Below are 15,678 nucleotides of genomic sequence, written 5' to 3' on the forward strand. Positions count from 1 at the left end.
AACGATTGAATGAACAGTTAGACGTCATCCAAAGAGATTAGCGCACCGAGGTTACTACGCGGATGGAGGAAGGTTCAAATCCTCTCTCCCCGACTATAATCTTTTTTTGTGCTATACTATTTCCTCTCGATATCCCGTTAAAAGAACGGCTGCTCCAAAACGGGGATCCCATATCCACCTCCACCCAAACTTGTTCAATGACTGCTCCAAAACACCTCCATTTTTGTGGCTAGCATATAAAATGCGCCCAACAGTGATGAATCGTCTCTACCGGACATGTTGCAGAGAGGTGATGGTGAGAAATTTTCACATGCATTCCCATTTCAATCCTCTCTGGTTTAGAACGACGAGGCTCCGCCGTCCACGCTCCAGTGTTGACCGGTTATGTACTTGGCTTCCTCGGACGCAAAGAAAAGCACTAAATTGGCTATATCGTCAGGCTCTCCCACCTTCTTCAAGAGGCTCAACTGCCTCACCTTCTCGATGATCTCAGAGGGCTGGGCTAAAAATCCTGGTGTCTCAGTTGTCCCCGGGGCAACGCAATTGACCAGTATGCCGTAACGGGCAAGTTCCCCAGCGAGGCATCTTGAGATGCCTGCAATGGCTGCTTTGCATGCTGCATACATGGCTTGGCCCTTCGGCTGGATCAATCGGGCGGCATCCGAAGTGACGTTTATAATCCGCCCTGACCGCTGAGCTATCATGTGTGGAATAACTGCTTTACAGCAATATAGCGTTCCTCTAAACGTTATGTTGATGTGACGATCCCATTCCTCCTCGTCCATCTCGTGAAAATGCGTGTCCCAGTAGAACGCGATGTATGCCGCATTATTTACCAAGATATCTATCCTCTGGTATTGTTCGACGGTTTTTGCGACCATTGCATTCACTTGCTCCCGTTGCCCAATGTCAGCCTTGATGGCGCATGCTTCCCGACCCAAGGCAATGATCTCATCTGTAACTAAGACGGCACCCTCGAGATTGATGTCTGCAACGACTACTCGAGCCCCTTCACGAGCCATGGCCAGAGCCGTCGCACGGCCGATTCCTGATGCTGCGCCAGTCACTATAGCAACTTTGTTATCTAATCTCATAGTCCTCCCCCAATTATCGCTAAAACCAATCACAAGTCCGTTGATTTCTAGTGTTCTAGACTGACCTCCCACTGACATGCAATGTCCTCTTCGGTCCTCCGTGGAGGTACTTTCAGCGCCGTCACTTTCATATTCGGATTGATCATCTCTGCCGCATATTGCCACGATGCCCAGTCAGTGCCACATTCTGAGCAAATCACCTTGATCTTATTGTTATCGCCGATACGTTCCCAGTACTCTAGCGAGCGACATTTGATGATCGTAAATACACCGTAATTATGGCCTTTCATTTCCACTTTGGTTGGGTAAAGCCCCCCAACAGCAGGGTGAATCTGCTGCCATTTCAGAAAAGCTTCGACATCGCTTTCGCTTTCATGCAACCTAAACCTCTTACGAAAAAGCCAGCGGTACGCCAACGGGTCATGGGCTTGCCACGCCTCTAGTGTGATCGGATGGACCTCGTCCCACCCCCATCTCCTTGCGATGCAATTCTCATAGTCACCACTCAGCCTGACGTACAGCTTGCATAAATCATGCAGCACATCGGCTAAGGTTTCCTTGGAAAACCTCATCATGGATTCTTGAGGTGTCAACTCACCTTCCAGAATCGGGCCGCTATAGTCCACCAAATCTGTCATTTCGTGTCTCCAGTCATTCTATCGGCGTTCTGACTTGAATCTCATAGTATCATGAGAACTGGTAGAAAGGTCTCTTTTCTCGCATTCAGTGAGTAGCAGCCTCGTTTTTACAGTAAGGTCAATGGTTATCGATTGTACACCGTTTCCCGTTGCATCTTGATCTTAGATGGATGCACTACCTACTACTCTTCGATCTTAAACTCCCACTGACAGGCAATTTCATCCTCACTCTGGCGAGGCGGTGACTTCAGCATTGTTACTTTCATCTTTGGATTAACCGCTTGTGCTTCAGCTTGGAAGAATTTCCATTCATATCCACCGTCCAAGCACATTCGGCAAATGTTGGTATCATCTTTGATTCTTTCCCAATACTCGAGTGTGTCGCAGGCTAGGATTGTGTAAATAGCATGAGTGGGGCTGATCATCTCCCATTTTGTCGGATATAGCAATCCGCCAGCTGGGTTTATCTGATGATATTTCATGTAGATTTCTACGTCACTGCCGTGCTGATAATCGAAGACCTCCTGAAGCCACTTTCTCAAGATCGACCGGTGATACATCCAGGCTTCGTCACCGACCTCGTGGGCCGCCTCTGCCCCCCATCTTCTCTCCACGGCGTTTTCATGATCGCCCCCAAGCCTGACATACAGCTTGGATATGTAGCGTACGAGCTTAATAAGGGTTTCTTTTGAGAAATTCTCCAGCACCATTTCAGGCGAAAACTCCCCCTCCATTAAATCGCCACTATAATCGGTCAACTCGGCCATTTTATCCTCCTTTTGCTAGTACATTCTTGTGATCCTTAACTCGACCTGAAACAACATTTAGACCCGTTTTGCATCAATGCCACCAACCGTCAAGCCAAACGGCGCGAGAAATACTGTGTGCTTTGTTGTGTACTGGCAATATTTATAACATAATTAGAGTGAATTGTCAACCACTATGACCTGTATAATGTTATAATGGAAAAGTATTACACGGTTTGCTGTTTATATTGGAAACGTGTAGTAATTATGACACGCATTGTGGTGGTACGTCAAAAACCTTCTTCCCATTTCTCGTGATCTGCAGTTGCTCTTTGTTCATGATGGCATTAGTCATGCTTGACAATCCGCATACGCCGGTCCATCCAGCTAATTTTTTGGTGTCTTGCGCGATAGGCGAGAACTGAAGTAGCAAGTGTATTTGACTTAATATTTTACAATATGGTAATATAATATTGTCTTTTTGGTATAATGTGGCAAGAACTCCATGTAGAGACCGTCGATGATAAGTACCCGCTGAATCCACGCACAGATAGACTGTGGTCGGTAAGTAAATTCCCACTGGGATTAACACCATTCGGCAACTCAGTGAGCTATTTTGGAAGGGAGAGGACTTATGAATCAACTCTTACGGCCTGAGCTTGATGAAACAGATTTGAAGATAATAAGAGAGTTAGAATCCAACGGAAGACAATCTGCCTCTGATATTGCTGGAAAGATCGGGGCGAGTAGGCCAACAGTGTCGAAGAAGCTGCAAAGGCTCTTTGATAATCACGTTATCAAAATCGTGGGCATTACGGCACCACTATCTCTGGGATACGAGACACAGGCATTTATCGGAATCGATGTTGAACCAGGCACTGTAGCCGATGTTGCCAAGAGACTCGCATCATATGATTTGACTCATATGGTCGCAATCATAGCTGGCCGCAATGACATACTTGTCTGGGGTCTGTTTCACAATACAAGAGAGATGTCCGCTTTTGCAATTCAAGAACTGGGCAAAATGTGGGGCATCAAGAAAACTGAGACAATGTTGATACTGGGGATCAAGAAGGAATCTTTTGCATATTTAGAGCTCAACGACAGTCCTTCCTATCGCAACGAGGTACCAATCATGGCGCATCATTCATACCCAGAACTGGATAGTCTCGACCTGGAACTGATGGCAGCCCTTGAGCGTGATGGGACGCTGCCAATTTCAGATCTTGCCACGAAACTCAAATCCAGTAGGCCCACGATTCGAGCCAAGCTGCAGCGACTTCAGAAGAATAGATGCATAAGGATCGTGGCTCTTGCATCTCCTCCAGCACTGGGATATCAGTTGAGGGCGCTCATCGGAGTCAATGTTCCTCCAAGTGGGATAGATTCCGTCGCAGACGCTCTGAAGCTGTATCCGAACGTCCATTCCATAACAGTCACGGCTGGGCGATTTGATCTGATGCTGATGGTGCTAGCCCGTGATACGGAGGAGTTGTCTACATTTCTCAGGCATAACCTTGGGGCACTTTCTGACATCACCAATACAGAGATCATGGTCTTAATGGATGTCCAGAAATACACATACTCACTTCTTAACAAGTCAACGGGGCCTAACGATCACGATGAATCGATATCTCGCAAAAAGATGTCCGGTCCCAAGCGTGATCATTCCCCTGCTACATTCGTCCGCAGTTAGACCATATCATTCGCAGATTACTATTTCTTAATCCGCAGAGCAGCATGCTTGGCAGCAATGTACCCCCAGGTCATCCCCGCTCCTATGGTATTTCCAGCTCCACCATAGCCGGGACCGCTAGTGCTCGCCATGACATTGCCAGCCGCGTATAAGCCCTGGATAATGCCTCCCATGATATGCCGCACCTGGCCGTTGACGTCAGTCCTAGGACCACCTTTGGTGCCTAGTGTTCCCAACACGATAGACATGGCATAGAAGGGCGGATTCTCAATCGTGCCCAGAGACGGATTTGGTTTATGGTTAGCGTCACCACCCCATTTGTCATAGGCACTGGCACCGCGATGGAAATCAGGATCGACCCCCTCTCGGGCAAAACCATTGAATCGCTCAACAGTCGCTTTGAGTCCCTTGGCATCGATCTTGGCTTTCCCAGCGAGATCCTCCAGTGTTTCTGCTTTAATTAGCCAGTCGGGGTCAGGCGCATCGGGAAAAACGGTCAACACCCCATATCGTTCTCGGAATTGCTGATCGAATATCACCCAGGCCGGGAAATTGCAGTGATCATGGGCTACTGGATCGACGGCGCAAAACGTCTTCGCGATATCGCTGTAATTGTGAGCTTCGTCAACGAAACGACGCCCATTGCGGTTAACCATGATCGCGTGGGGAAGCGATCGCTCGCCCATAGTAATACGGACAAGCTGTCGACCTTCATATTCCTCTCCCGGTCGTATCGCCGCTGGCTGTCCCCAAAACTCGCTCATGTTCCCCAGTTCTGCGCCCACTGCCATTGCCATTCTATGGCCGTCTCCTTCGTTCGCGGGATGGCTCAAGGCTTGGAGGTCAGGACCTGGAATGAAAGCGTTCTTGAGTTCCTCGTTCCACTCGAATCCCCCGGATGCTAGGATGACACCTTGGCTGGCGCGGATGCAAAAACCTTGCCCATCTTTCTCAGCTTTGAGACCGATAACACGACCGTCCTCAAGAACCAGCTCCCGTGCACGGCTTTTGAGCAATAGTTCGATATCGCGATCCAGGCATCCCTTGAGCAAGTAACCGACCGTGGCCATCCCCATACCGACGATCCCTTTCGTCATGTTCTCGGCCATCTTCTTGAAGTCGAGGTTCTTGGGATTGGCCATTGCATCAGAGGCCTCGAACTCTGCCCAGGATATGGGTATCATCGTGATCGGAGCCGGACGTATCTTGTCTTTCCACTTCTCACCCAGCAGGTTCGTGTCAAATGCCGGAGGTCCAAGACTGCGACCCTTCACTTTCCCGCCGATTTTCTCAGCATGGTAATCGGGCATGCTCGAGACAGAGAATCTCAATCCCACCTTGTCTTCGATGTACTTAAGCATTTCTGGACCCTTGTCAATTAGCACTTCGACCAGTTCATCGTCCACTCGTCTTTGCGTAATAAACGTCATGTAAGTGAGGGCCTCTTCACGAGAATCGGGGATGCCTAGTTCTTTCTCTAAATGGTTATTGGGGATCCACGGAAAACCACCGGAGAGGGCTGTTGCTCCACCGATCTTATCCGTCTTCTCGATCAATGTCACGCGTGAACCCATATCGTGAGCTACCATAGCAGCCGTCAGCCCTGATCCTCCGGAACCCACCACAAGGACATCGGTTTCCAGGTCCCACTTCTCTGGTTTTGTTGCCATGTTTTTTCCTCCAAGTAGATAATCAAGGAAAGATAACCATCGTCCGTAGATCTCAATAGAGATTTAGGGTATAGAGGCACCTGCTGCATGCAGTGCTGCGATATAGCCCCAAAGCATCCCTCTGGTACAGGCGATGCCGCTCTGATAACCGGCTCCAGTGTCCATCAGGGCCGATGAGTTCCCGGCGGCATACAGACCCGGGATCGGATGCCCACGAAGGTGCATCACTTGAGCATTGGTATTGGTTTTCAAGCCTGCCGCACAGATCCCCACCGAGACCATGGTGAAGCGAACACCGTAGAACGGTGGCCGGTTGATAGGTCCCATATTCGGATTCGGTTTGTGCCTTAGGTCTCCTGTCATAAAGTTGGCCCACGGATATTGCCCCCTACCGAAATCTTTGTCGACGCCGTCCTTGCAGAATTCGTTGTACCGGGTGACCTCTTCCTCCAGAGCATCCGCATCAATCCCCAACTTGTCAGCAAGCTCGGGCAGAGTGTTGGCCTGTGATGCCAATTCCTCTGGGATCGGTCGTTCGGGTGTGTAGGTAAGGAACGGATACTTATCACGATGATTCTGATCGAAGATTAAATAAGGTGGAAAGTTTGGGTGTTCCTTTCTACAACCATCCCAATTATGAGGTTTCGGCGCATAATCTGGATAGAATGATTCATCGCAAAAACGCCGCCCATATCGATTCACCATGATCATATGTGGATTCCCTGCATTTCCAGATAGTCTCCAGAGGGGCTTGCCTTCTGCTTCCTCACTGGGGATATTAACACCAAGCTGAAGGGACAGGCTCTGAGGAGGCAGTGAGGCGATGGCTGCACCAATTTCACCGCACATGATTATATTGTCACCTTGTACCTGGGGTACGGCGGCTGACTGATATTCTGGCATGTGTTCGAAAGTTCTCGCCATCTCCACGTTCCAGTCATAGCCCCCAATAGCTAATAGTACTCCCTTGGCTGCCCGGATGAAGAAATCCATGCCTTCCCGTTCCGCACGTACGCCGATAACTGCTCCATTCTCAGTTACTAACTCTCTCACCGGTGTATCGATATATGCGTGAATCTGCCGGTCCACGAGGGCCGCTTTGACGAAATAAGCCATCAGGCCTGGCCCAAAAGTCCGGTAGTCCTCCACCATTCGTTGACCGATCAGTTCCCAGTCCCAATCAGCCATTGCGGTGACACCGCCCCAGGAGAACATCTCATCTGTGGTGATACCCCCGGGCATGTGCGGAGTTAATCGAGTTTTTGGGGCCCAATCGCCTAGGTCTGAACCCTTGAAAGGCTCAACTTCGAGAAAGCGGCCTTGTGGAGCAGCCCCAGGCGCAAACGGATAGTAGTAATCCGGAAATTCTTTGATGGTCTTCCACCGGATACCTGCTTTTTCACCAAAATATCGGCAAGCGATAGGAGAGACATCCAGATAGAACTTGGCAAGCTCTGGATCCGCGTATCCACCTGCCATGAAATCGAGATATGCTCTGGCATCTTCTCTGGAATCCTTCGTGCCCTGCGATTTCATAATGTAGTTGTTGGGCACCCAGATTTCGCCGCCGGAAAGGGCTGTAGTGCCTCCCAGCATACCACCTTTCTCCAGCACGACTGTCTTTAACCCCTTATCGTGTGCAACGATGGCACCAGAGAGTCCACCAATGCCTGAGCCTACGGCTATGAAGTCAACTTCAAGATCCCATATTTCTGGTTTTCCAGTCATTTCATTTCTCCTTGGTCTTTAGCTACCTAATGGGACTATTTCATATAGAGAATGTGCATTTCATCCAGTATCACACATGGCTCAAAGTCCCCGGCTCCCTCTCAGAGGGTGGTTGCTTTGCTGGGCAACTGAATTGTGACGAAATCCAGCGACCAGCAAAACACGGAGTAAAACGGTGAGATTCCCCAAGCAGAGGATTCAAACCAAATCTCTTGTAAGCGTCATCGGCCATTTGGATTGGTACTTCCTGCGATGATATATAATGAAGCTTTCCTCAAACTGATCGCCTCTACTCCCTGTTAATCTCCCGAACATATAATTGTCTTCCTAATTCACAAGCTGCAAGTCAGAATCTAGAAGAACGCGAGTAAAACTGTTAGGTGCCTGCACTAATGGGAACGAAGTCTACGTGAAGTCGAGTTAAAAGGAGGCGTTTGATCTTCCATTTCCCATTTTCCTTAAAATAATCCTCTTCATAGTACCCATAACCCTTCAAGCAGGATTCGCGTTTTCTGACGTAGTCAAACATGGCCCATGTTCCGGTAGCGGTTGTAGAGCTTGTCAGTTCAATGTCAGGCATATGACCATGGTGCACGGTCACTGCATCCCCAATGGCAGTACTGACCTGTCTGACCATATCCAATCGTCCCTCATATCTGATTTCCGGATGCGGTCCATGATAAACTGCAACCACATCCTCAGTAAACAATTCTCCCCACTCCTTCCAGAGCTTTCTATCCATTAAGCGAAAGTATTTTGCTTTGAGCTTCTTTATCTCCTCGATGTCCTTCAAGGTGTTGTTTCCCATAGATCCCTCCGTATTGTTTACCTACCCAAGTAAACATAACGCATCATGATCGACGACTTTACGGGTATGGAACACCCAGACGGGCCAATTCTTCTTTGGCTCGCTTCAGGGCATCCGCGTACTCCGTCTTCGGTTGAACTGTCTCTACATCGTATAATTCAGCGAAATATGAGGATTTGACTTTGACTTCATCACCAAATTTTGTCTCTACTTGAGCCATGATCGTGCTGACCAACGCACTCGCCTTGTTTCTTGGCATGCCAGCCACTGCATCCATAGCCTCACCGAGATATCTGGCCTCCAATCCGGTAAATCCACCGATCCACAGATACTCCAGCCCACTCGCCGTGTTGGCAATGGCCTGTGCCGTTGACTGCAGTAATCCCGTAACGGGTCGAGTGCCTCTTCCGCGCGCGCAGCCTCCGATGGCTATCTTGATATTGCGTTCGGCTGCGCGCATGGCCGCGCTAGTGGCCCAGATCGTCTGCGGGGTTCCGAACTTGCCATCCATATGATTGGTGAAGATGCTGCACAGCGGTCCGTGAGCATACGACAGTTGTCCCAGCAGGTTGGCAATCATACCCACCGCCGCATCGGCAGCATTGCGGCAAAGGCCGCCTATCAGAGACATGGAACTCTGCCAGGGTACAATGCCCTGATCCTGACAGAACTGAGCCATCACCAGTTGGTTCCAATTGAGTTTCTGTTCAGGGATGACGTGAACTCCGATATGGGTATTCTTCGGACCACGGAAATCGCCAACCATGGCCATGATTCCAGCCGCAGTGCTCACTGTGGCCAGCAAACCGCAATGCATATCCGGCCTATCTACCTTTCGGAGCATTTCCTTGAGTTGAGCCTGTTCCCAGTGTCCCACGTAGATCTCGCTTAGAGTGCCAGCCTTAGGTCTGATTTCTCCCAGTTTATCGAGCCCGGCAACAATTCCCAATGCGCTCACTGTTGGCTCCTGAGCAAATGACTGGGCGTATGCCGCGAACCATTCCTCCTGGGCTACGCCAGAAGGCCCGCTATAGAGAACCGGGGGGTTAATGTCTGTGCTGGTTCGATACTGGATGGTAATCTCGTCTTTGCCCTTGCCCAAGACAACCTTGGCCGGATTTTCGCGCCATTCCTGTACATAGGCCTCGATCTCTTCTTTTGTGTAATTGATTACCCGCTCAGTATCCAAATGCAACAGCCCTATGTCTGCCAGCAATTCTACACCAGCTTGGTACACCGCATCAGCCGTGGCATCATCGACGATGAATTCTTCGGGATTGTACTTGATATCATATTTGGCCACCAGCTCACGGACTTTCATGGCGAATTCCATATCGAACTCGTCGACCTTCATTACCGGCCCGCGCAGTGCGCGTTCTTGAAACTCTATAATCGGAATCATTAATCAGCTCCTAATCTCTACACAAAATAACTACTTCTTGCTTGCCATCAGACGCTTGCAAAGATCCACCGCGCCCACGGCATTTTTGGCCCAGCCATCGGCTCCCATGGCATCGGCCTTATCCTGACTGGTCTCGGTGCCCCCAATGATCACTTTGTACTTGTCCTTCAAACCCATGTCTCGCAGATAGTCAATCAGTTCGTTGCAGTTCGGGATGGTGGTCACCAGAAAGGCGGAGAGTCCGATGATATCGGCATTCTTCTCTTTCGCCTTATCAATGAACGTCATTGCCGGAATGTTGACACCGATCTTGTGGACTTCAAACCCGTTCAATTCCAGCTGGGTAGCCACAAGACCATAGCCGATGTCATGAAGGTCTCCCTCCACGGCCCCGATCACCACCACGCCTGCCTTCGCTCCCGCCGAATCGGGAAGATGCGGAGTGACCAGGTCGATACAGGCCTGGCTGATCTTCCCCCCCATCATCAGCTCGGCCAGGAAATACTCCTCGGCCTCAAACCGCTTGCCTATCCCTTCCAATCCACCGACAATGCCGTTCTGAACGATTCCAGCCGGATCCGTCCCATCGTTGAGCGCCTGTTCCACCAAGGAAAGAGCCTGGTCTCTTTTCAGTTCTTCAACGGCCTGAGCTATTTCTTGGATACTCATCGAATCTTAACCTCCACCTCATATCCGATAGGTTCTCACGATCAAAATTGAAAACAATCTGAGATTACCACGCCGCTCCTCTCCAAAGGAGCGAAAAAACGTAAATCCTCACCTACGAAAGCAAATAGCCCCCGTCAACCACCAGCGTCTCTCCCGTCATGTAGTCCGAAAAACCGCTGGCCAAAAAGAGAGCCACCTTGGCTATGTCATCGGATTCGCCCACCCGCCCCAAGGGAATTCGTGGGTACACGGTCATCTCCATGAGTAGCTCCAAGGTCAACCCTGCGGGTTCACAGAACAGAGGTAAGAGCGTTTCAAGTCCCGGCGTCCAGATGACGCCCGGAGCAATGGCATTCACCAGAATCTTATGGGGCGCCAGCTCCAAGGCCAGAGCTTTGGTGACCATCAACACACCGCCTTTCGATGCATCATAGTGGGAATGGCCTATGGTGGGATGCACAGCCTCGATTGAGGCAATGTTGATGATCTTTCCTCCATGATCTTCGGAGACCATTTGCTGGGCGGCGACCTGAGAAAAAAAGAACAGTCCTTTCAAGTTGGTGTTGAGAACTTTGTCCCACGCTTCTTCGCTCATCTCGAGAACCGATGCAGCCGGATATATCGCCGCATTGTTGACCAGAATGTCAACGCTGCCAAAGGATGACGCCGTGGACTCCACCGCCTGCTTTGCGTCTTCGGTGCTTAGAACATCAGCCCTGATTGCCTGAGCTTTTCCACCAGCGGCAGTGATCTCTTTTACTGTTTCGCGTGCCACTTCTTCATTGATATCGGCTATAACCACACCAGCGCCGGCTTCAGCCAGGCGTGTCGATATGGCTTTCCCAATACCGGAACCACCACCGGTTACAACGGCTCCTTTGCCACTGAGGTCAAACACTTGCGAAATGCTGTCCGTTGCCATGATCAGAATCCCTCGGGCAGATTCATTGGAATTTTGAACTCGGCTGACCATCCCCCATCTACAGGGATCGCTGCCCCCGTCAAGTAGCTAGAATCATCAGAGGCCAGGAAGAGAACGGTCTGCGCGATCTCTTCGGGCTGTCCTGCCCGACCTTGACCGATGAAATTGAAATCAAAGAACGGTACGAAGTCCGTAGTCATACCCGTTTCGATAACACCCGGGCAAATTGCATTGGCACGGATGCCCTGCTGGCCATATTCCGCAGCAACCGTCCGCATGAGATTGATAACTGCCGCTTTCGACGCACAATACGGGGCGATTGTTGTAGCTGCTCTCAGCCCGTTAACGGATGAGGTGCTGATAATTGATCCTCTACCATTTTTCAGCAAGTGGGGTATGGCAAATTTACAGCCAAGGAAAACGCCTCTGAGGTTAATATTTATCACTGTGTCCCAGTCCTCAACGGATAGTTCCGCAGTGAAGGCTCGATTCACCGCGCTAATACCGGCGTTGTTAAAAAGTATATCCAATCGACCATAAGCATCGACCACCGTATTAATCATATTTTCAACATCAGCCACAACAGAGACATCGGCTTTGATCGCAATAGCTTCGCCTTCGGTATTTTTTATTAGCCTGACTGTTTCTTCTGCTCCTTCTATAACATTATCAACTACACCGACCCTGGCTCCTTCTCTAGCCAAAAGGACGGATGAAGCCCGGCCAATTCCCGAACCAGCCCCGGTTATCAGAGCTACTTTGTCATCCAGCTTTTTCACCATGAGCAACTCCTCATTTTGTCTGGTTGATGATGTCTGTACAGACCCCCCTATCAAGTAACGAGATTGACAATGTCTTCCACTTAACCAGTTTAACGCAGGACCGACTCTCCCCCGTCTACCATGATTGTGTGACCAGTTATATAGTCCGAGTCTGAGCTTGCCAGAAACGCCACTACTCGCCCGATGTCTTTCTCGCACTCTCCTAAATAGCCCATCGGCACTTCAGCCAAGAAGCCTTGGAACTCATCTGGAAATGCTGTGGCCCATTGCTGAAAACTTGGTGAATTGGCAAGCGGGCAGATAACATTTACGTTGATATGGTACTTCCCCCACTCATGGGCAGCTACCCGTGTCAGGGCCCGGATGCCCTCTTTCGCAGCAGCATACGATGCGAATCCAGCTCGCCCTTCCGTTCCCGCAGCGGAGGCTACATTGATGATCTTCCCCCCCCGATTCTTGAGGTAAGGCAAGCATATCTGCATACAATGGAACGTTCCCATCAAGCCTGATTGGATTGCTAGAGTCATATCTTCATCGGTCGTCTCTTCGAATGTCACCTGGGGTTTTGTAGCCTGGGCATTGTTGACGAGAATATCCACAGTTCCGAATTCCTCGACCGTTGCGGCCACCAAAGCTTCCACTTGTCGTCTCTGACCTACGTCGCACACTATTGGTAATGCTCGAGCACCGTAAGTTTTGATCTCATTCGAAGTCGTAACGCACTTCTTAACAGTCCTTCCAGCAACCACCACGTCCGCACCTTCCTTGGCCAGTGCCAATGCGATCCCTTTGCCAATGCCCTGTCCAGCTCCGGTAACGATCGCTATCTTCCTATCAAGCTTACTCACTTAAACATCCCCCCGGTGAAGTGCAACACACAGACATCTAAATGCATGTGGAACGGCATTCCCCTATGCCCACACAACACAGTATTTAACCCTTTCGTGCACCCTTCGTAGGAATAAATTTGAAAGGGTGCATATGTTTTATTGAGTGACCTTTGTTTTTTTTATTCAGTTCTGATGTTCAATTCTTATGGTCCATACGAGAGTGGATACCAGTTAGGATCCTTTTCCACCAGGTTTTCCTCAGATGCACTCAGTTCGTACATTTTGAAAGCGTTCCATGCCATCCGCTTGGTCTCGGTGAAATTCCATGCCGGCACGCTGCCATAACTCATGGAAAAGGACTCGGCGGTCTCCCTTATTGCCCTTCCGGTCAGACCTTCTGGACCTACTCGCTTCACGGTTTCGGCTATGATGCTGAGCACCCCGTAGTACTGCGGAACTACCTGCGTGTAAGCTGCCCCACCTTCGAGAATCACCTCGATGGATCCGTGATACCTATTCGCCAGTTCGTGCGTCAGGTCGACCATTTCTTCGCCGATCTCAGTCCACCACGGGTTAAAGGCCAGAACCAGAGTTCCGTCAATTCGGTCCCATCCAGCGCCTTGGACTACTAGACTCATTTCAGCAGTATGAGCATCATTGCCGAGGAACTTAGCTTCGCCGCCTGCCTGTCTATACTCTTTGACAAATGATGGGATCGCGAAGCCCGTCATGGGAGGGACGACGTAGTCGCAATCTCTGAGACCCTCTACCTCCGGGCCCCATGTTGGAGAGTACTCGTTGAGAAAAGCACCCACCCACTCGAACTGATCCGGGTGTTCCGTGCAATACGCCTCCAGGGCTTCGGCCATTGAGGTCGTGCCTACGCCAATCCAGCCCGCACTTCCTACCTTGGCTGGTCCATTGGCTTGGTAATCCCAATCGTGTTCGGCAACCCATTTAAGCTGACTACTGGCAATTGCCTCGTAAGGACCATTCATGACAAACGACCATGCCGGAGGAGACTCAAGGATTCCCTGCGGTGGTGATAGTGAGAACAGAACCATCTCATCATCCGCCAGACGTGACTCCAGGATCGGGATGTACATCAGGCCTAATACTGTGATTAGGAAATCAGAGTCTTTCTGCAATAACCACTCATAGCCTCCCAAGGCCATGCTGGGATCAAGCCTTCCATCGTAGATTTGCATTTTCAATTCCACCCCTGGGATCAGGTTTTCTTCATTGAAGTACTTGATCAGATCTTTCATACAGGTGTCGGTGATGCCTACTGCATTGGCTGCCGGACCGGTCACGTCGGACAAGTTACCGATGGTGATGGTCACATCCTCTACCGGTTCCGTCGGAGTTGGTGTCGGTGCAGCGGTTGGTGATGGTGCAGCGGTTGGTGTTGGCGCAGCGGTTGGTGTTGGCGCAGCGGTTGGTGTTGGCGTATCATCATCGTCATCACATGCAACTATCAACAATGATGCTAGCAAAACCACTATCAGAACAAACATACCTACTTTGCTTGCGATTCTCATAGCCATACCTCCTGTTTTACAATTCCTTTGTGAGAGACAGTACCTCTCATCATTTTGCTTCATATGCAGCACTTACAGCCACACGTTCCAAATCAATCCAATCAGCACCTCCTTTATCAGATTTCAGCATATTGTTTCACCTTGCATCTCCTTACTATCTACTCTCAAGACAAACAATCCGACCTAATCCTTATATTGGTATATGTTGGCAAATGATAGATATGAGATGCGAACATCAATGCGATTATTACATTTTGGTAAGCTACTTTACCATGTTAGCGCTACTAAGTCAATACATTAGACACATATTGCACTATATTGGCAATTGTTTATCGGTTGTACGTGTTAATACGGCAACAATAAGCGTACTCAAGGCAGTAACTTCCAGTACAAATATGGCAACGCACGAAGGATTCTTAGGTGTTTGTACATGTATCGAGTTGAGTCATATTCCTCATACAAACTAGGCCATCAATTGAGGTTCTCGAGATGAAGGCATGACACCACTGAGACCGGGGGCATCCCACAATTCAATGTATTTCCATTATTTAGGCTTGCAAGTGATTCTTCTTTCCATCTAGGCCATTGTTATACTTTATGTATTGACATTTTGTGCGCCATATGCTAAAAGTATTACCATATCTACATAAGTTGTCATGACCCTAGCTTGATATATGATATATTACGTCGCGACGCGAGTACAAAAATATCTGCCAGCTGGCACTCGCAACCTTGGTGTTCAATCGGAGGAGCCTGACTGGATTGCCAAAGTGGTCTTGTTTCTCTAGATGATGGCTGCGCGTTAGGTGACGGCGGAGCGGGATGTATGAAGGAATGTACCAACCTGTTCACAGGTAAAACATTCTAACTAGGAGGAACCGTAGTATGAATAATGGAACGCAGTATGTTGTAGGAGTTGATACTGGTGGAAGTTTCACTGATGTCCTCGTAATTGATAAGGACGGAAATACCGCCATCGGGAAAGCAGAGACAACTCCCGGTGAGTTAGGGACAGGCGTTCTGAATGCAGTAACGAATGCAGCTGAAAAGCTCGGCCTTTCACTGGAAGGTCTGTTAGGACAATCATCAGCACTGGTTCAGGGAACGACTATCGGTACGAACATCCTGATCAATCGAAACGGCGTGAAGACG

14 protein-coding genes are annotated in these 15,678 nt (G+C 49.6%); 2 read left to right on the forward strand and 12 right to left on the reverse strand.

The window, feature by feature from the left end; genetic code table 11:
- Positions 1-338 precede the first annotated feature (338 nt).
- The 3 genes from GY843_RS05890 to GY843_RS05900 all read right to left on the reverse strand — a co-directional run bounded on the left by GY843_RS05890 (position 339) and on the right by GY843_RS05900 (position 2,499).
- Positions 339-1,094 (reverse strand): SDR family NAD(P)-dependent oxidoreductase, encoded by a 756-nt coding sequence (locus GY843_RS05890; RefSeq protein WP_297307491.1) that lies wholly within the window; start codon positions 1,092-1,094, stop codon positions 339-341.
- A gap of 47 nt (positions 1,095-1,141) precedes the next feature.
- Positions 1,142-1,732 carry a hypothetical protein gene (locus tag GY843_RS05895; protein WP_297307493.1) on the reverse strand — a complete coding sequence of 197 codons (591 nt, stop codon included), beginning with the start codon at positions 1,730-1,732 and terminating at the stop codon, positions 1,142-1,144.
- A gap of 182 nt (positions 1,733-1,914) precedes the next feature.
- Positions 1,915-2,499, reverse strand: coding sequence for a DUF6125 family protein (locus GY843_RS05900; protein WP_297307496.1), 585 nt, complete (start codon positions 2,497-2,499; stop codon positions 1,915-1,917).
- 613 nt (positions 2,500-3,112) lie between these two features.
- On the opposite strand from GY843_RS05900, the gene GY843_RS05905 reads away from it, so the two are divergent.
- The gene (locus tag GY843_RS05905; protein ID WP_297307498.1) at positions 3,113-4,174 is read left to right on the forward strand and encodes an Lrp/AsnC family transcriptional regulator; all 1,062 of its coding nucleotides are present in this window, start codon (positions 3,113-3,115) and stop codon (positions 4,172-4,174) included.
- Between the two features lie 20 nt (positions 4,175-4,194).
- Here GY843_RS05905 and GY843_RS05910 read toward each other — a convergent pair whose 3' ends face one another.
- The 9 genes from GY843_RS05910 to GY843_RS05950 form a co-directional block, all read right to left on the reverse strand.
- Positions 4,195-5,844 (reverse strand): FAD-binding protein, encoded by a 1,650-nt coding sequence (locus GY843_RS05910; protein WP_297307500.1) that lies wholly within the window; start codon positions 5,842-5,844, stop codon positions 4,195-4,197.
- 63 nt (positions 5,845-5,907) lie between these two features.
- Positions 5,908-7,572 carry an FAD-binding protein gene (locus GY843_RS05915; protein WP_297307502.1) on the reverse strand — a complete coding sequence of 555 codons (1,665 nt, stop codon included), beginning with the start codon at positions 7,570-7,572 and terminating at the stop codon, positions 5,908-5,910.
- 376 nt (positions 7,573-7,948) lie between these two features.
- Entirely contained in the window at positions 7,949-8,380 is a 432-nt protein-coding gene (locus GY843_RS05920; RefSeq protein WP_297307504.1) for a nuclear transport factor 2 family protein, read from the reverse strand.
- A 58-nt stretch (positions 8,381-8,438) separates the two neighbouring features.
- Positions 8,439-9,782, reverse strand: coding sequence for a monomethylamine:corrinoid methyltransferase (locus GY843_RS05925; RefSeq protein ID WP_297307506.1), 1,344 nt, complete (start codon positions 9,780-9,782; stop codon positions 8,439-8,441).
- 30 nt (positions 9,783-9,812) lie between these two features.
- Positions 9,813-10,451 (reverse strand): cobalamin-dependent protein, encoded by a 639-nt coding sequence (locus tag GY843_RS05930; protein WP_297307508.1) that lies wholly within the window; start codon positions 10,449-10,451, stop codon positions 9,813-9,815.
- 112 nt (positions 10,452-10,563) lie between these two features.
- A complete protein-coding gene (locus GY843_RS05935; protein ID WP_297307510.1) occupies positions 10,564-11,373 on the reverse strand; it encodes an SDR family NAD(P)-dependent oxidoreductase in 810 nt (269 codons plus the stop codon).
- A 2-nt stretch (positions 11,374-11,375) separates the two neighbouring features.
- Positions 11,376-12,155, reverse strand: a complete 780-nt coding sequence (locus tag GY843_RS05940; protein WP_297307512.1) for an SDR family NAD(P)-dependent oxidoreductase — start codon at positions 12,153-12,155, stop codon at positions 11,376-11,378.
- A gap of 89 nt (positions 12,156-12,244) precedes the next feature.
- The gene (locus GY843_RS05945; protein WP_297307514.1) at positions 12,245-13,003 is read right to left on the reverse strand and encodes an SDR family NAD(P)-dependent oxidoreductase; all 759 of its coding nucleotides are present in this window, start codon (positions 13,001-13,003) and stop codon (positions 12,245-12,247) included.
- 185 nt (positions 13,004-13,188) lie between these two features.
- The gene (locus tag GY843_RS05950; RefSeq protein WP_297307516.1) at positions 13,189-14,526 is read right to left on the reverse strand and encodes an ABC transporter substrate-binding protein; all 1,338 of its coding nucleotides are present in this window, start codon (positions 14,524-14,526) and stop codon (positions 13,189-13,191) included.
- An 885-nt stretch (positions 14,527-15,411) separates the two neighbouring features.
- On the opposite strand from GY843_RS05950, the gene GY843_RS05955 reads away from it, so the two are divergent.
- Positions 15,412-15,678, forward strand: a 267-nt coding sequence (locus GY843_RS05955) for a hydantoinase/oxoprolinase N-terminal domain-containing protein (protein ID WP_297307518.1), incomplete at its 3' end; no start/stop codon positions are given.

Origin of the sequence: Neptuniibacter sp. (assembly GCF_024231755.1) — a bacterium.
Classification (GTDB): domain Bacteria; phylum Pseudomonadota; class Gammaproteobacteria; order Pseudomonadales; family Balneatricaceae; genus Neptuniibacter.